Here is a 16,559-nt window from a genome sequence, read left to right on the forward strand (position 1 = left end):
CTGGCACTGTAGCAGGATGCGAATCACCACGATCACCAACTGGGCCTATGGAATCACGGTCGTTCTGACCGCGCTTTCGGGCGCCTCCTTCATGATGTCCTCCCGCAGCGCCCTCCAGGAGCGCGCCGCGGTCGAGGAGCATCTGACGCTGGATACGCTCGCCGAGGAACTGGCGCTGGGCGCCGAGCTTCGCAGCGACGAAGCGCGGCTCTACGTGATGCGCGGCGAGGAGCGCCACCTGGAGGCGTTTCGCGCGGAGGAGGAATCGGAACGCCGCCGCGAGGCGACGGCCGCACGGCTCATCGCCCAGGGGCTGGCGCCCGGCGAGGCGGAGGCGCTGAAGGAAGTGGTTCGCGACGCCGAGGCGCTGGACAAGATCGAACTGTCCGCGATCGAGGCCTTTCAACGCGGGGACAAGGACGCCGCGCAGGATGCGCTTTTCGGACCGGAGCACGAACGATTCCAGAAGGCGCTTCTCCAGACGGTCGCCCATTTCCGCGACCTGACGGCGGCGCGCACCGGCGCCCAGCTTGAAGCCGCGCAGGACCGCAGCAACCTGTGGAGCCTCGTCGCCAAGGTCATGCTCGCCTTGACCGGCGCCCTGTTCGTCGCCGTGCTCTACTTCGTCCTTCGCCGGCGGGTGGCGATGCCGCTGATGCGAATGACGGGTATCGTCAGCCGGCTCGCCAAGCAGGACTATACGGTCGAGGTGCCTGTCGACCGGCGCGCCGACGAGATCGGCGAAATGAACGAGGCGATCGAGATCTTCCGCGCCAACCTGATCGAGCGGGAGAAGCTGGATGGCGAACGCAGGGCCGACCAGCGCACCAAGGATATGATCCTGCAGATGATGCACCGGGTTCAGGCGTGCCAGAACCAGGAGGAGCTTGCCGAGGTCGTGGTTCGCTTCGCTCCGCAGATCTTCCCCGAACTTGCCGGCGGCCTCTACATCCTCAACGACAGCAAGACGGCGCTCGCCCGCGCCGGCGCCTGGCTCGAGCCGCAGCATTCGCCGGCGGCGTTTCCCGCCTCCGCCTGCTGGGGGCTCCGCCGCGGTCGCTCCCATGAAAGCGGCACGAGCGGCTCCGACGTTCCCTGCCAGCATCTCGACATGTCGGGCGCGGCCACACTCTGCGTGCCGCTGACGGCCCAGGGCGACATGATCGGCCTCCTCTACATGGAGGGACGGGAGGAAGAAGCGCTCGGGCCGGGCGGCCTGCGGCTCTATCTCGAACTGATCGCGGAAAATGTCGGCCTGGCGATCGCGAACCTGCAGCTGCGGGAGAAGCTGATCGCGCTTGCCGTACGCGACCCCCTCACCGGCCTGTTCAACCGCCGCTTCCTCGATGAAGCATTGCAGCTGCACGGCCAGGATCGCAGCAGCGAACCGCTCGCCTGCCTGATGATCGATATCGACCATTTCAAGCGCTTCAACGACCAGTTCGGGCACGATGCGGGAGACCTCGTCATGCAATATGTCGGGCAGACACTGCGCGAGACGGTGGGCGCCGCCGGCAGCGCCTATCGCTTCGGCGGCGAGGAATTCACCGTGCTCCTGCCCGGGCTCGGCGAGCAGGAAGGCACCGAAATGGCAGACACGCTGCGGCAGAAGATCGCCAGTTCGACACTCTCCCATTCCGGCCGGGTTCTCGGCACCGTATCGGCCTCCATCGGCGTTGCGGCCTCCCCGCTGGACGGCTCCGTCGCGACACTCATCACCCGCGCCGATGCCGCATTGCTCGAAGCGAAAGCCGCCGGCCGCGACCGGACCATGGCCGCAAGCCAGATCAAGAAGGCAGCCGCGCGAAAGAGCTCCTGACCCGCTCCCCGGCTTCGGCGAACGCCGGGAAGCAGGCACTCGCGTCCCCCTCTTCAGGACGGAAAATCCGTCGAAACCGCAATCGCCCGCCATTCGGCGATGAGTGCTTCGTTTTCCGCATGTTTTGCGGCAATCGCAGCGATCGTATCGCTGCCGAGCGGCAGGCGGACCGGCGGGTTGGGCGCATCGACGAAATCGACGACGACCTCGGCCAGCCTCTGCGGATTGCCGGGCTGGTTGTGGCTGATGACCTTCGCCCTTTCCCGCACCGCACCGGCGGTCTGCGCATAATCCGTAATCTCGATCGGGCTGATCGAGAGCGAGGTCGCATCGAGGAAATCCGTGCGGAAGTAACCGGGCTCGATCGCCGTCGCATGGATACCGAGTGGGGCGAGTTCGGCGGAAAGGGCCTCCGTCAGGCCCTCGACGGCGAATTTCGTCGAGGAATAGACGCCGAAGCCGGGACCGCTGCGATAGCCGCCGATCGAGGAGAAGTTGAGGATATGCCCGGAACGCTGACGCCGCATATGCGGCAGCACGGCGCGGGTGACGGCGAGAAGGCCGAAGACATTCGTCCGGTAGAGCGCTTCCACCTCCGCCCCCGTCGCCTCTTCGACGGCACCGAGCAGGCCATAACCGGCATTGTTGACGAGAATGTCGATACCGCCGAACCGGGCGACCGCCTCACCGACGGCCCTGTGCGCCTGTGCTTCGTCGGTGACGTCGAGCGCGACGGCAAGCAGGTCCGGGCGTGTGCCGAACCGGTCGAGGATCGCCTGCGGGTTGCGCGCTGTCGCAACGACGCGGTCGCCCTTTTCCAGCGCCTTTTCTGCAATCAGAGCCCCGAAACCGCGCGAGGCACCCGTGATGAACCATGTCCGCATAATACTCTCCTTGAGTGTCGGATCTGTGCCCCGTCTTCGGTGGCAGGACGGTTGTAGCGCGACCCATCTGATGAGATAATCGCGTAAGTTCTCGTCGATCTACTGAGCATGATTCATCAATGAGCCGGATTTCCCCTGCCGATCTGCTGCCGTTCCTGGCGATCGCCCGCCACAGGAGCTTTCGCCGCGCCGCCGACGAACTCGGCTGCACCGCCTCTGCCCTCAGCCATTCGCTGAAGGGTCTGGAGAGCCGGCTGGATCTGCGCCTCTTCAACCGCACGACGCGCAGCGTCGCGCTGACGGAGGCCGGCGAGCGGCTCTTGTCGCGCATCGCCCCGGCCTTCCGCGACATCGACGACGCGGTGGACGATCTCAACGAATTGCGCGGTGCGCCGATCGGCCGGCTGCGCTTCAACACGGCGCGCGCCTCGGCAAGGATGGTGCTGCTGCCGCTCGTCGCGCAGTTCCTGAAGACGCATCAGCGCATCAGCGTGGAGATCGCCATCGACAACGACTTCGTCGATGTGGTCTCCGAGGGCTTCGATGCGGGCGTGCGCTTCGGCGAGGTGATCGCGAAGGACATGATCGCCGTGCCGCTCGGGCCGCGCCAGCGCAGCGCCATCGTGGCGGCGCCGGCGCTCTTCGAGCAGCATCCTGTGCCCCTGACGCCGGAACAGCTGCGCGGCCTTCCCTGCATCGGCCTGCGCTTCGGCTCTGGACGGCTCTATGCCTGGGAGTTCGAACGGGGCGGCGTGGAGCTTTCCGTCGAGGTGGAGGGGCCACTCGTCGTCGGCGACCAGGACCTGATGGTGGACGCCGCGCTGATGGGCGCCGGCATCGCCTATGCGTTCGAGGACCAGGTGAGCGAGCATATCCGCGCCGGCCGGCTGGTGCGGGTGCTGGAGGACTGGTGTCCCTACTACAAGGGGCTCTATCTTTATTATCCGAGCCGCCGGCAATTGCCTGCCGCGCTCAGGGCCTTTATCGATTTTGCCCGGCAGGCACACCGCGCCTGACCTGATTTGCGGAGTATCGCCATTGGACCCTCAAGAGATCGGCAATGTCGTGGACTGGCTCGTGCAACAGGGCCTCGACGGTCTGGATGAGACCGAGCTGATCACTGCCTTCTGCCATCGGCTCGGCCGGCTGGGCATCGAACTCGAGCAGGCAGCGATCTTCATCGACACGCTGCATCCCGTGCTGGAATCGCAAGGTTATTTCTGGGACGTCGCGGACGAGGCGAGTGCGGCGCGCCGCGACTTCTCGCGCCTGGACGCAGAGCGCAACGAGCCGCAATGGCGCGCAAGCCCGTTCTTCCACATGCTGGAAAACGAGCTCGGCGAGTTGCACATCAACCTTACCGAAAAGAGCAACTACACCTTTCCGGTGCTCGAGGACCTGCGTGCAGAGGGCCACACCGATTATTTCCTCCAGCTCCACCGGCTGGGCGAGGCGATCGGCGAGGTCGATGGCCTGTTCTCGCGCTGGTCGACGAAACGGCCGGGCGGTTTTTCCGCCGAGGACATCGCCTGCCTGCGGCGCACGGTGCCGGCCTTCGCGCTGGCCGTGAAATCCACCGCGTTCCGCCGCATGACCAGCGCGCTCGTCGAGGTCTATCTCGGACGTGACGCTGCGCGACGGGTGCTCAAAGGCCGCATCGAGCGCGGCAAGGTCGATAGCATCAAGGCCGTGCTGTGGTTCTCCGACATGCGCAACTACACCGCGCTGTCGGAAAGCGTGCACAGTGGCGACCTGATCGCCATGCTGGGCGATTATGCCGAGGCGGCCATCTCCGCCGTGCACGCAGCCGGCGGCGACGTGCTCAAGCTGATGGGCGACGGCACGCTCGCCATCTTCAACCACGCCGACCCGCAGGAGGCCGCCGCCGCCAGCCTCAAGGCCTGGTATGATCTCGCCAGCCGCGTCGAGGCGCTGAACGCCCGGCGGCAGGAGGCGGGGCTTGCCACCACGACCGTTCATGTCGGGCTGCATATCGGCGAGGTGTTCTACGGCAATATCGGCAGCAACGATCGGCTGGACTTCACGGTGATCGGCCCGGCGGTCAACGAGGCCTCGCGCATCGTCGCCGCCAGCCGCAAGGTCGGCCGCCAGCTTTTGATCTCCAACGACCTTCTGAGCCTTCTGCCGGTGCTGGAAGCCAGCGCCTTCGAGGATCTCGGCGCATTTCGCCTGAAGGGCGTGAAACGCAAGAAGCGGCTGCATGCGCCGAGGAGGCCATGACACGGCCGGCCGGCAAATTGTGCCGCCGCAATGCCGCCTGTATGCTCCCCGAAACGATCGAACCTCCTCTTGCCGCGGATGACCCGATGACGCTGCCGTCCCCATCTTTCACCCTGCCGCTCGCGCTGGCGGCACTGGCCGCCACCCTCCTCGCCGTCAGCGCGCCGGCTGCCCGGGCGGCACCGGATGCCTGCATCGTCCAGGGAGCCACGATCATCGAGAGCGCCTATCCGACGGCAGCACGGAGCGCCGACGGGGCGTTCGACGTCGATGGCGCGACCATCCGGCTGCCGGAGCAGGACGATAGCGACGCCCATGCCGTGGTGTGCCGTACCTGGCCGTCGCAGCCCGCGCTGACCCTCGTCGCGGTGCCGCTGATGACCCGGCAGGCCGACGATGGAAACGAGGGCGACATCGAGCTCCTCGTCGTGGACAGCAAGAAGGCGACGGTCCGGCAGCGATTGCGGCTTCCCGGCCTGATGACCGATGACGCGCTCTATGTCTCCAGCGTCGCCCTCGACACGGCATTCTATCGCCTCGCATCCAGGAAGATCGCCTTCGGCCTGCGGCTTTCCCTCCAGGGCAGCTCGCGTCCCAATCCCTTCGGTGAAACGACGCTGTGGCTCTTCCTGGTCGACGACGGCAAGCTCCGGCCCGTACTGGACAACATCGTCGTTTCGAGCAACCGGGGAGAATGGGACACAAATTGCGCCGGCGAGTTCGAAAACACCGAGCGCACCCTCTCGATGGAGCCGTCGCCGCAATCGGCCATAGCCGACATCGTCGTGAGCGAGAAGACCACGACGACCGTCAACGTCGCCGGCAAGGACGGGGCCTGCCTCGACACCGAGACGGCGGCAACGGCCACCCACCGGCTCCGCTACGACGCTTCCGTCTACCGTGTTCCCAAGGCGCTTTCCCGGATGGAATAGGACGGCCCCAACCTTTGCCTTTTGCCGAATCACCCCGGCGCCGCTAGAGCATGCGCGGATATGCACAAACGGCCGGAGCCATTCTTGAAGACCATCGCAATCGATTTCGAGACCGCCAATGAGCAGCGCGCCAGCGCCTGCTCGGTCGGCCTCGCCTGGATCGAGGACGGCCGGGTGGTGCGCGTCGAGGAGCGGCTGATCCGGCCGAAGACGATGCGCTTCTCCTCCTTCAACATCGCCATCCACGGCATCCGGCCGGACCATGTCGAGGATGCCGGCGAATTCCCGGAGGTCATGGACGAATTCGCCGACGACTTCCGGAACGCCACGATGATCGCCCACAACGCGGCCTTCGATTTCAGCGTCTGGCGGGCCTGCCTCGACCAGTACCGGCAAAGCTACCCCGAGCTTCACTATCTCTGCTCGGTGAAGATGGCGCAGAAAGTGTGGCCCGATCTCGGATCCCACAAGCTCAATGTGCTCGCCGCCCATCTCGGCCTGACCTTCGCGCACCACAATGCAGCCGAGGACGCCGCGGTCTGCGCGCAAGCCGCGCTCTCGATCGCGCGCTCCCTCAAGGTGGAACGCGTGCAGGATGTGCCGGCCCGGATCGGCATGAAGGCGGGGCGCCTGTTCGCCGGCGGCTACGAGGCCTGCACCTGCCGCAAGGCCTGACGGGCGGCCCCGTGCCAGGCTTGCCGACGATGCCGTTTTCCGCCTTGCAAAAGCCCGTATCTGGTTGAAAGAAAGGGCCGCGCCGCTGCAAAACGGGGCGCCCCGTACTATCGCCAAAATTTTTTCTATCGTCGCTTTTCATTCTTGGATTGTACGCAGTCGGAACTCTACGTACCGGTCCAACACCGTCATCGTCGGCTGTTATTCGGAGCAAAAATGTTCGCACGCAACAAGGCATGGTCCAGCGCGGCCGGGGCCGCATGGCTTTTGATCGCCGTCGCCATCAGCGGGCCGCACGCCGCCCGGGCAGAGACGTCGGACGCATCCACCCCGCCGCTGGAACTGGCCGGCGTCGACGTCACGCGCGTCGAGCCGCGCGACATTGCCAGCGACGTGCGGATCTCGGGCTCGCTCACTCCGATCCGCCGGTCGACACTCGCCGCCCGCGTCGCCTCGACGATCGTCGAACTGCCCGTCAAGGTCGGCGATGTCGTCAGGAAGGGAGATCTTCTCGTCCGCTTCGACACGCGGGCGCTCGAATCCACCCTGACCGTGCGCCGGGCTTCGGCGGAGGCCCTGGCCGCACAGCTGCAGCTTGCCGAATCCGTCCTGCGCCGCACCACCAACCTCGGGCAGAGCGGCGCCTCCACGGAGGCGGCTACCCTGGAGGCCGAGGCGAATGTCGCCAATCTCGCGGCCCAGCTTCGCTCGAAACAGGCCGAGATCGCGGATGCCGAGCGCGACCTCGCCGACGCGGAGGTCCGCGCCGTGTTCGACGGCGTCGTCGCCTCGCGGCCCGTCGAGCAGGACCAGACGGTGGCGCTCAACACGGAACTCCTCACCATCGTCGATCTCTCCAGGATGGAGGTGGATGCGGGCGTGCCGACCAGCCGTATTCCCATGGTGCGGATCGGCCAGCCGGTCGAGCTCAATGTCGAGGGTTTTCCAGACAGGACCTTCTCTGGAGCGGTCACGCGCATATCGCCCACCGCCGTCGCCGGCTCGCGGGCCGTGCGGGTCTTCCTGGCGATCGACAACAACGACCGGACGTTGAAGGGCGGCATGTTCACGACGGGCATCCTCAAGGTCGACGAACGCAAGGGCGTCATCGCCCTGCCGAATGCGGCGATCCGCCAGGACCAGACGGGCAGCTTCGTGCTCAAGGTGACGGAAGGCGTGCTGCGCCGCCAGCCGGTCGTGCTGGGCACCGCGTGGACGGACCGGGGCCTCGTCGAAGTCTCGGGGCCTGCGGCCGGCGACGTCGTCGTCTCCGCACCGCTTCCGGCACTGGAAGCGGACATGCCGGTCGTCGTCGAGGGGCTGTAAGCGATGTTCCTCACGCGCATCAGCGTCCGCCACCCCGTCTTCGCCACCATGATGATGGTGACGATCCTCGTCATCGGGTTGTTCGCCTATTCCCGCCTCGGCGTCGACCAGTTCCCCGAGACCGACCTTCCCATCGTCGTCGTCACGGCGACCTATACCGGCGCCTCGCCCTCGACCGTCGAAAGCGAGGTTTCCCGCCCGATCGAGACCGCGTTGAACACGATCGGCGGCATCGACACGATCATTTCCGAATCCTACGAGGGCCGCTCCGTCGTCGTCGTGCAGTTCGAGCTCGACGTGGATTCGCAGGTCGCCGCCCAGGAGGTTCGTGACCGCGTTGCCCGGCTGGAGGCGAGCTTTCCCGATGCGGTGGACACGCCGCAGGTCACCCGCTTCAATCCGGACGACGAGCCCATCCTCTCCATCGCAGCGTCCTCGTCAAAGCGCACGCTTTCGGAAATTACCACGCTCGCCAACCGCGTGATCACCAACCGGCTCAGCGTCATCGCCGGCGTCGGCCAGATCTCGCTGGTCGGCGGCAGCGAGCGCCAGGTGCTCGTGATGGTCGATCCCGACCGCCTCGAAGCCTATGGCATCGCGGTCACATCGGTCATGGATGCCATCCGCAAGGAGAACCAGGACCGCGCCGCCGGCACGCTGATATCGGGCATCAACCAGCGCATCGTCACGGTCGAGGGCCGCGTTCCTGACGTGACGGGCTTCAACAGCATCATCGTGGCGCAGAGCGGCGGTTACCCGGTCTATCTGTCCGATGTCGCGACGATCCTGGATGTCGGCGCCGAGGTGACGAGCCGCGCCACCTATCAGGGTCTGCCCTCGCTGGGGCTCGACGTCGTCAAGGTGCAGGGTGCGAACACGGTGGAAGTGGCGGCGGAGCTGCGCAAGGAGATCGCGGCGCTGAATGTCGAGCTCGCCCCCGAGGGTGTCGAGCTGAAGGTGACGCGCGACAATTCCCGCCCCATCGCCGCACAGGTCGACGAAGTCCAGCGCACGCTGGTCGAGGGGGGCATACTCACCGTGGTGATCGTCTTCCTGTTCCTCAATTCCTGGCGCTCGACCGTCATCACCGGGCTGACGCTGCCGATCTCGGTGATCGGCACCTTCGCCCTCATCTATGCGCTCGGCTTCACGCTCAACACCATGACGCTCATGGCGCTGTCGTTGTCGATCGGCATCCTGATCGACGATGCGATCGTCGTGCGCGAAAACATCACGCGCCACCTGCACATGGGCAAGAGCCATGTGGATGCCGCGCTCGACGGCACGAACGAGATCGGCCTTGCCGTTCTCGCCACCACGCTCTGCATCGTCGCGGTCTTCCTGCCCGTCGCCTTCATGGGCGGCCTCATCGGCCGGTTCTTCCTGCAGTTCGGCGTGACCGTCGCCGTCGCGGTGCTCATCTCGCTCTTCGTGTCCTTCACGCTCGATCCGATGCTGTCGAGCGTCTGGTACGATCCGCAGTCCGAGGTGAACGCGAAGCGCGGCTTCCTCGGACGGCTGATCGCGCGGTTCGACCGTTGGTTCGACCGGCTTGCCGACCGCTATCGCCGGCTCATCCGCTGGACCTTCCGCTATCGTAAGACGACCGTCTTCGTGGTCATCGCGCTGTTCTTCGCAAGCCTGATGCTCGTGTCGCGCATCGGCGCGGAATTCCTGCCTCCGGCCGACCAGGGCGAGGTCTCCATCGCGCTGAAGGCCAATGAGGGCGCGTCGCTGGACTACATGGCGGCGAAGGTCAGCCAGGTCGAGCGGGCGCTGCGCGAATTCGACTATGTCGACACCATCTACTCCACCGTCAATGCCGGCGGGGCACGCGGCTTCAACGAGGCGACGGTGGCCGTCCAGCTCAAGCCGAGCGGCGAGCGCTCGGTGACGACGGCGGCCAGCATGGAGCCGTTCCGAAAGCGCCTTGCCTCCATTGCCGGCCTTGAGGTCTCCATCGGCCAGAACACCGGCATGGGCTCGTCAGAAAAGCCGCTCCAGCTTTCCGTTCTCGGCGATGGCGAGGCGGAGCTGCGCCGCATCTCCACCGAGATCACCACCGCCCTCGCCGCCATTCCAGGTGCGACCGAGGTCGAATCGTCGATCGAGAACAAGCGCCCGACGCTTGCCGTGCGGATCCGGCACGAGGCGGCAAGCGATCTCGACGTCTCGATCGCGGCCATCGGCGATACCCTGCGCCCGCTCGTGGCGGGCGATGCCATCTCCGTCTGGAATGCGCCCGACGGGGAGACCTACGATGTCGTGGTGCGCCTGCCGGCAACGGGCCGGCGCGATGCCGCGCAGCTTCGCGACCTCACCATCGCCACCGGCCGGACGGACGAGGACGGCAAGCCGATCACCGTTCTTCTCGACCAGGTCGCCGACGTCATCGAAAGCACCGCGCCGGACGCCATCACGCGCAAGGACCTCTCGCGCGAGATCCGGATCAAGAGCAATATCGAGGGGCGGGCGCTCGGCGACGTGACGGAGGATCTGAACGCCGCCATCGCCAAGATGCAGATCCCGGCGGGCTACCGCATCAGCTTCGGGGGTGATGCCGAAAACCTCGAGGAGAGCATGGGTTATGCGCTCCAGTCGCTCGCCCTCGCCGTCATCTTCATCTACATCATCCTTGCCTCGCAGTTCGGGTCCTTCCTTCAGCCGGTCGCCATCATGATGACGCTGCCGCTCTCGCTGATCGGCGTGCTGATCGGCCTTCTCGTCACCGGCTCGACGCTCAACATGTTCTCGATCATCGGCTTCATCATGCTGATGGGCCTCGTCACCAAGAACGCGATCCTGCTCGTTGATTATTCCAACCAGGGCCGGCGGGAAGGCAAGAGCCTTCAGGACAGCCTCGCGGATGCCGGCGCGGTGCGCCTGCGGCCGATCATCATGACGACGCTGGCGATGATCTTCGGCATGCTGCCGATGGCCATCGGCCTCGGCGAGGGCGGCGAGCAGCGCGCCCCGATGGCCCATGCTGTCATCGGCGGCCTCATCTCCTCCACGCTTCTGACGCTCGTCTTCGTGCCCGTGGTGCTGACGCTGCTCGATCCGGTCGGAACGCGCGTTTCCGGATGGTTCCCCAAGGGCCCCCGCCACAGGGAGCGGCAGGCCGAAGAGGACGCCTCGCTCCAGCAGTCCTGAACTCTGCCGACTTTGGAGCCCCCCGAACACCTCCGGGACAGGCCGGGCATGCGCCCGGCCACGAAAAACCAGCCGGGGTGGAGGGAACCTTCGCGCCGGTGGACGGTTTACGCTGCGTTGCGAAAAGTTCGCTGGCGCCGTTCGCTGGCGCAAAATCCCTCTTTTCAGGGTTCGACGCGCCCCTGCAATGGGACGTGCGGCCCCAAAGGTGTAGTGAATTCATGGCTCGTCTCGTCGTCGTTTCCAACCGCGTTCCCATTCCCGACAAGAGCGGCACCGCTCCTGCCGGAGGGCTGGCGGTCGCCCTTCAATCGGCACTCGAAGCGCGCGGCGGGCTCTGGCTCGGCTGGTCCGGCCGATCCTGCGCGGACGATGCGGTCGGGCCGCTGCAGATGCAGAAGGAGGGCAATATCGAATACGCCCTCACCGACCTCACGGAACGCGATGTCGAGGAATACTACCAGGGCTTTGCAAACCGGGTGCTCTGGCCGATCTGCCACTACAGGCTGGACCTTGCCGAATATGGCCGGCGCGAGATGGCCGGCTATTTCCGCGTGAACCGCTTCTTTGCAAGCCGCCTCCTGCCGCTCATCGAGCCGGACGACCTGATCTGGATCCACGACTATCATCTCATCCCGCTGGCCGCCGAGCTGCGCCGTCAGGGTGTGACCAACCGGATCGGCTTCTTCCTGCACATTCCCTGGCCGGCACCGGACGTCTTCCATGCCATGCCGGTGCACGAGGCACTTCTGACGAGCCTGACCGCCTATGACGTGCTTGGTTTCCAGACCGAACATGATCGCGAGAACTTTGCCGACTGCCTGTCGCGACGCGACCTCGCCGCCCGTCTGGATGCTTCGCGCTTTGCCACCGATGGGCGCGTCTTCACCGCCCGGCCCTATCCGATCGGCATCGAGACGGAAGAATTCGCCGCGCTGGCGAAACGGGCGGCACAGACCGCGCTGCACAAGCGCATGCTGCAGAGCCTCGACGGCAAGCAGCTGATCATCGGCGTCGACCGGCTCGACTATTCCAAGGGCATCACCCAGCGCATCGATGCGTTCGAATCCTTCCTGACCCGCCATTCCGACAGCCAGCGCAAGGTGACGCTGCTGCAGATCACACCGAAATCCCGCTCCGAAGTACCGGAATACGAGGCGATGCAGCGGGCCGTCGCGGAACAGGCCGGTCGCGTCAACGGCGCGCTCGGCACGGTCGACTGGGTGCCGATCCGCTACATCAACCGCTCGCTGCGCCGGCCGGCTCTCGCCGGGCTCTACCGCATGGCCAAGCTCGCCCTGGTCACGCCATTGCGCGACGGCATGAACCTCGTCGCCAAGGAGTTCGTGGCGGCGCAGAGGGAGGAAGATCCCGGCGTCCTGTTGCTCTCCCGTTTCGCCGGCGCCGCGCAGGAGCTGAAGGAGGCCGTGCTCGTCAACCCCTACGACGTCGAGGGTACCGCGGAAGCCATCGCCCGAAGCCTCGCCATGCCCCTGGAGGAGCGGCGGGAGCGCTGGAGCGCCATGATGACGACGCTGCGCGCCAACGACGTCTTCACCTGGTGCGACACGTTCCTCGAGGATCTCGCCGCCAAGCCCGTGCAGAAGGCCCGCCCCGCCTCTGTCTCGACACCCGTCAGGACTTCCGAGGCCCGCACGCAGCCCCTGCGGAAGGCAATGTCGACACCGGTCGCGCGCTGGTCGTAGACGTCCGTTCCCGGGTGATGGCTTTGCTCAGCCATCACCCGTGAAAGCGGAGAGGAACCGGGTGGCGGCCTGTTCCAGGGTCGCCAGATCGTATCCGCCCTCCTGCACCAACAGGACCGGCAGATCGAGCCGTCCGAGCCGGTTACCTATCGTCCCGAAGGCATCGGCAGTCAGCTGGAGGCCCCGGGCCGGATCGCTCGCCAGCGCGTCGAAGCCGAGGGAGATGACCAGCGCCGCGGGCCGGTGGGCGAGCGCGGCATCGAGGCAGGCCGTGAATGCCATGAGATAGGCCGCATCGCCGGTTCCTTCCGCAAGGGGGTGGTTCAGCGTGAGGCCCGGGGCCGGTTGCCCCCCGGTCTCGTCGGAAAAACCGGTGAGATGCGGATAGTAGCCGGCCGGGCTGCGGTGCAGGGAGGCGAAGAAGACGTGCGGATCCTCCCAGAAGATATCCTGCGTGCCGTTGCCGTGGTGAACGTCGATATCGATGAGGCTTACCCGCCCGAGGGATGTAGCAAGCGCCCGTGCCGCAATGGCGGCATTGTTGAGATAGGTCGCGCCGCCGCCGAAGTCGCGGCCGGCATGATGGCCCGACGGCCGGCAGAGCGCATAGGCCCGCCGTTCGCCCGCGCGGATGAGCGCAGCGGCGGTAAGCGCCACCTGCGCCGCCCAGTATGCGGCCTGCCATGTGCCCGCGCCAAGAGGGGTTATCTGATCCCGCAGATGATACCCCGCCTTGGCGATCGGCGACCAGTCCGGCCGATAGGCATCGGGACGGGTTTCGAAGATGGCGGGCGCGAGCGGCCCGTGCTCCGCACCTTCCGATGCCGCGAGAAAGTCGAGATAACGGTCCGTATGGACGGCCGCGAGCGGTGCGGTGCCGTGATCGACGGCATCGACCACCGCAAGCCCGGCACGCCGCACCGCCCGCAAGAGTGCATCGAGACGGGCGGGCACGTCCCGGCTCGGCCGGGCAACGCCGCCTTCGACGACGGTGCCCGGGCTGTGCAGCCGATGCCGGTCGCAATAGACCGCCTTCATGTCAGGCCGGGATCAAAACGGCGTCGCGGCTGTTCCAGCCGAGCGAAATGGCCTGCGCCGGCGCGATATCGCTGCCCGTGCCCGCATTGGGGATCTTGGCGACAAGCGTCGCATTCTCCCCGAAGCGGACATGCACCCGACGGTGGTCGCCGAGATAGATGACCTCGTCGACCGTTCCGGAAAAGCGGTTTGCGCAGGCGGCGGCCTGGTCGACATAGAGCCGTTCCGGACGCAGGGAGACGATGACGGGCTGGCCCTTCGAAAAGGCCGTGCTGCTGGAAACGCTGATGACCTGCCCGTCCTCCGTGCGCACGCCGTATTCGCCGCCGTCGCTGCTGCTGACGATCTTGCCGGTAAACCGGTTGTTCTCGCCGATGAAGCCGGCGACGAAGGCCGTCGCGGGACGCTCGTAGAGCTCGCTCGGCGGCGCAAGCTGCTCGATCCTGCCGGCATTGAACACGGCGACGCGGTCGGACATGGTCAGCGCCTCGGACTGGTCGTGCGTGACATAGACGACGGTGATGCCGAGGCGCTCGTGGAGATGCTTGATCTCGAGCTGGAGATGTTCGCGCAGGTTCTTGTCCAGCGCGCCGAGCGGTTCGTCCATCAGCACCACATCCGGCTCGAAGATGATGGCACGGGCGAGCGCGATGCGCTGCTGCTGCCCGCCGGAGAGCTGGGTCGGCTTTCTTTCGCCCATCGCCCCCATCTGGACCATGTCCAGCGCCCTTCGGACGCGGCCGGCCCGCTCTCCCTTCGCGATCTTGCGCACCCGCAAGGGATAGTCGAGGTTTTCGGCGACCGTGAGATGGGGAAAGAGCGCATAGTTCTGGAACACCATGCCGATGTTCCGGCGATGCGGCGGCACGGCCTCCAGCGACCGCCCGTCGATCCGGATGCTGCCGGAACTCGGCGCCTCGAAGCCCGCCAGCATCATCAGGCTCGTCGTCTTTCCCGAGCCGGACGGCCCGAGCATGGTCAGGAACTCACCCTTCGCGATGGTGAGGTTGAGATCGTCGACCACGAGGCTGCGGCCGTCGTAGCTCTTGTCGATGTTGAGGAATTCGACGTAGTTGGAGGATGACATTCTGGTTCCCCTTTTTATCTGTCATTCAGCCGCGTGGACGGCGGGGCGGCGCTGCGCCCAGGGGCGCGCCTCTTCCAGTTGCGCCGCGAGCTGAAGCAATGTCGCCTCGTCGTCGAACCGGCCGGTGAACTGCGTACCGACGGGCAGGCCGTCGGCCGTCCAGGAGAGCGGCATGCTCATTGCCGGCAGGCCCGCCATGTTGGCGAAGGTCGTGAAGGCGAGAAACTCGAGAAAACGCTCCATGACCGCCTCTCCGCCATGCCTGTCGGCATCGAAATGGCCGAGTTCCGGCGGTGGCGTGCCGAGCGTCGGGGTCAGCCAGACGTCGACGTCGAGCAGGAAATTCGCCAGCGTCCTGCCCGTCGTGTGGAACCAGTTGAGATCGACGAGATAGTCGGCCGCCGAAATCCGCGAGCCGACACCGTAGAGATACTGGTTGAAGCTCTCCACCTCGCCCACGAGCGCAGACGGGGTCTCGCCGCGATTTCGCGCCAGCGCGGTGATCGCGCGTGTCGCCGTCATCGCCCAGAACCGCTTGTAGAGAGTGCTGTAGGTCTCCCCATCGATCGTCGGCGTGCATTCCACGACCTCGTGGCCGAGGCTTTCGCAAAGGCGCGCCGTGTCGATCGTCGCCGCGACGCAGTCGGAATCGACCGCGGTGCCGAGCAGGGAGGCCGTGGTGAAGCCGATGCGCAGGCGGCGCGGCTTCATCCGGATCGCATCGGCATAGCGACCCGAGGGGGACGGTGCCGTGTACGGGTCGCCGGGCATCGAACCCTGTGTGGCATCGAGAAGGGCGGCGCTGTCGCGCACGCTGCGGGAGAGGACATGTTCGTTCACGATCCCGCCCGTGCTGTCGCCGAGATCCGGCCCCAGCGTGATGCGCCCGCGCGAGGGTTTCAGTCCGAAGACGCCGCAGCACGACGCGGGGATGCGGATGGAACCGGCACCGTCGCCGCCATGTGCCGCCGGCACGATGCCCGCCGCCACCGCCGCGCCGGCGCCGCCGCTCGAGCCACCGCTCGACCGCGCGACGTTCCAGGGATTGCGCGTCGGGCCGAACAGCTTCGGCTCGGTGGTGCCCAGCGTGCCGAACTCACACAGGTTGGTCTTGCCGAACGTGCTGAGACCGGCCGCGCGGTAGCGGCGCATCAGCTCGCTGTCCCGGGCGGGCACGAAGTTCCGGGTCAGCCGGGAGGCGCCGGTGGTCGGCACGCCCTTCATGTGACAATAGAGGTCCTTCACCAGGAACGGCGCCCCGGCAAAGAGGCTGTCCTTGCCCGCCTGCGCGGCTTCCGCACGCCCTTCGTCATAGAGCGGGGCGATGATGGCGTTGATCGCGGGGTTCACCTTTTCAGCACGCCGGATGGCCGCCTCGACCAGCTCCCCGGCCGTGACCTGCCCCGACTTTACGAGATCCGCCTGCGCGGTGAGGTCCAGATTGACAAAATCATCCATCGTCACGCCCTCACGCTGCAAGCCGGGCGGCGGCATCGTCGAGCGCCGCCGCTATCCCGTCGACGAGCTGGTCGACTTCCTCAAGCGTCATGACGAAGGGCGGACAAATCGAAATGACGTCGCCCATGTTGCGGATCATGACGCCGTGCGCCCGGCAGCGCTGTGAGAGCGGCGGTGGAAAAGTCGGCCACGGTAGCGGCGGAATAGTCCAGCCGCGGGCGGAGTAAAAACCGGCCACCT

At 66.3% G+C, this 16,559-nt stretch carries 12 protein-coding genes and 1 pseudogene; 8 read left to right on the forward strand and 5 right to left on the reverse strand.

Annotated features, from left to right (window positions below; all coding sequences use genetic code 11):
* Positions 1 to 16 precede the first annotated feature (16 nt).
* Positions 17 to 1,819, forward strand: a complete 1,803-nt coding sequence (locus AKG11_RS14860; RefSeq protein ID WP_050744406.1) for a diguanylate cyclase — start codon at positions 17 to 19, stop codon at positions 1,817 to 1,819.
* 53 nt (positions 1,820 to 1,872) lie between these two features.
* On the opposite strand, the gene AKG11_RS14865 is transcribed toward AKG11_RS14860, so the two are convergent.
* Positions 1,873 to 2,703, reverse strand: a complete 831-nt coding sequence (locus AKG11_RS14865; RefSeq protein WP_050744407.1) for an oxidoreductase — start codon at positions 2,701 to 2,703, stop codon at positions 1,873 to 1,875.
* 119 nt (positions 2,704 to 2,822) lie between these two features.
* Between AKG11_RS14865 and AKG11_RS14870 the strand changes: the two genes are divergently transcribed.
* The 7 genes from AKG11_RS14870 (at position 2,823) to otsA (ending at position 12,736) form a co-directional block, all read left to right on the forward strand.
* A complete protein-coding gene (locus AKG11_RS14870) occupies positions 2,823 to 3,719 on the forward strand; it encodes a LysR family transcriptional regulator (protein WP_050744408.1) in 897 nt (298 codons plus the stop codon).
* A gap of 22 nt (positions 3,720 to 3,741) precedes the next feature.
* Entirely contained in the window at positions 3,742 to 4,944 is a 1,203-nt protein-coding gene (locus AKG11_RS14875; RefSeq protein WP_023514599.1) for an adenylate/guanylate cyclase domain-containing protein, read from the forward strand.
* An 86-nt stretch (positions 4,945 to 5,030) separates the two neighbouring features.
* Positions 5,031 to 5,876, forward strand: coding sequence for a PA3715 family protein (locus tag AKG11_RS14880; RefSeq protein WP_050744437.1), 846 nt, complete (start codon positions 5,031 to 5,033; stop codon positions 5,874 to 5,876).
* 84 nt (positions 5,877 to 5,960) lie between these two features.
* Positions 5,961 to 6,551 (forward strand): 3'-5' exonuclease, encoded by a 591-nt coding sequence (locus tag AKG11_RS14885; protein ID WP_050744409.1) that lies wholly within the window; start codon positions 5,961 to 5,963, stop codon positions 6,549 to 6,551.
* Positions 6,552 to 6,767: 216 nt separating this feature from the next.
* Complete coding sequence (locus AKG11_RS14890) at positions 6,768 to 7,877, forward strand: efflux RND transporter periplasmic adaptor subunit (RefSeq protein ID WP_050744410.1); 1,110 nt, start codon at positions 6,768 to 6,770, stop codon at positions 7,875 to 7,877.
* A gap of 3 nt (positions 7,878 to 7,880) precedes the next feature.
* Entirely contained in the window at positions 7,881 to 11,030 is a 3,150-nt protein-coding gene (locus AKG11_RS14895; protein WP_050744411.1) for an efflux RND transporter permease subunit, read from the forward strand.
* Between the two features lie 221 nt (positions 11,031 to 11,251).
* Positions 11,252 to 12,736 (forward strand): alpha,alpha-trehalose-phosphate synthase (UDP-forming), encoded by a 1,485-nt coding sequence (gene otsA / locus AKG11_RS14900; protein WP_082342442.1) that lies wholly within the window; start codon positions 11,252 to 11,254, stop codon positions 12,734 to 12,736.
* 27 nt (positions 12,737 to 12,763) lie between these two features.
* On the opposite strand, the gene AKG11_RS14905 is transcribed toward otsA, so the two are convergent.
* The 4 genes and pseudogenes from AKG11_RS14905 to AKG11_RS35295 form a co-directional block, all read right to left on the reverse strand.
* Positions 12,764 to 13,774, reverse strand: a complete 1,011-nt coding sequence (locus tag AKG11_RS14905) for a histone deacetylase family protein (protein ID WP_050744412.1) — start codon at positions 13,772 to 13,774, stop codon at positions 12,764 to 12,766.
* A 1-nt stretch (position 13,775) separates the two neighbouring features.
* The gene (locus tag AKG11_RS14910; protein WP_023517138.1) at positions 13,776 to 14,861 is read right to left on the reverse strand and encodes an ABC transporter ATP-binding protein; all 1,086 of its coding nucleotides are present in this window, start codon (positions 14,859 to 14,861) and stop codon (positions 13,776 to 13,778) included.
* A gap of 21 nt (positions 14,862 to 14,882) precedes the next feature.
* A complete protein-coding gene (locus tag AKG11_RS14915; protein ID WP_050744438.1) occupies positions 14,883 to 16,319 on the reverse strand; it encodes an amidase in 1,437 nt (478 codons plus the stop codon).
* A gap of 10 nt (positions 16,320 to 16,329) precedes the next feature.
* Positions 16,330 to 16,559, reverse strand: a pseudogene (locus tag AKG11_RS35295) (aminotransferase class III-fold pyridoxal phosphate-dependent enzyme); the annotation flags it as partial.

The sequence above is a fragment of the Shinella sp. SUS2 genome (assembly GCF_001262505.1).
Classification (GTDB): Bacteria; Pseudomonadota; Alphaproteobacteria; order Rhizobiales; family Rhizobiaceae; genus Shinella.

What these genes read in the sequence shown, in the direction of transcription:
- AKG11_RS14860 (WP_050744406.1), top strand. Translation starts at nt 17, where the DNA reads ATGCGAATCACCACGATCACCAACTGGGCCTATGGAATCACGGTCGTT.
- AKG11_RS14865 (WP_050744407.1), bottom strand. Translation starts at nt 2,703, where the DNA reads ATGCGGACATGGTTCATCACGGGTGCCTCGCGCGGTTTCGGGGCTCTG.
- AKG11_RS14870 (WP_050744408.1), top strand. Translation starts at nt 2,823, where the DNA reads ATGAGCCGGATTTCCCCTGCCGATCTGCTGCCGTTCCTGGCGATCGCC.
- AKG11_RS14880 (WP_050744437.1), top strand. Translation starts at nt 5,031, where the DNA reads ATGACGCTGCCGTCCCCATCTTTCACCCTGCCGCTCGCGCTGGCGGCA.
- AKG11_RS14890 (WP_050744410.1), top strand. Translation starts at nt 6,768, where the DNA reads ATGTTCGCACGCAACAAGGCATGGTCCAGCGCGGCCGGGGCCGCATGG.
- AKG11_RS14895 (WP_050744411.1), top strand. Translation starts at nt 7,881, where the DNA reads ATGTTCCTCACGCGCATCAGCGTCCGCCACCCCGTCTTCGCCACCATG.
- otsA (WP_082342442.1), top strand. Translation starts at nt 11,252, where the DNA reads ATGGCTCGTCTCGTCGTCGTTTCCAACCGCGTTCCCATTCCCGACAAG.
- AKG11_RS14905 (WP_050744412.1), bottom strand. Translation starts at nt 13,774, where the DNA reads ATGAAGGCGGTCTATTGCGACCGGCATCGGCTGCACAGCCCGGGCACC.
- AKG11_RS14910 (WP_023517138.1), bottom strand. Translation starts at nt 14,861, where the DNA reads ATGTCATCCTCCAACTACGTCGAATTCCTCAACATCGACAAGAGCTAC.
- AKG11_RS14915 (WP_050744438.1), bottom strand. Translation starts at nt 16,319, where the DNA reads ATGGATGATTTTGTCAATCTGGACCTCACCGCGCAGGCGGATCTCGTA.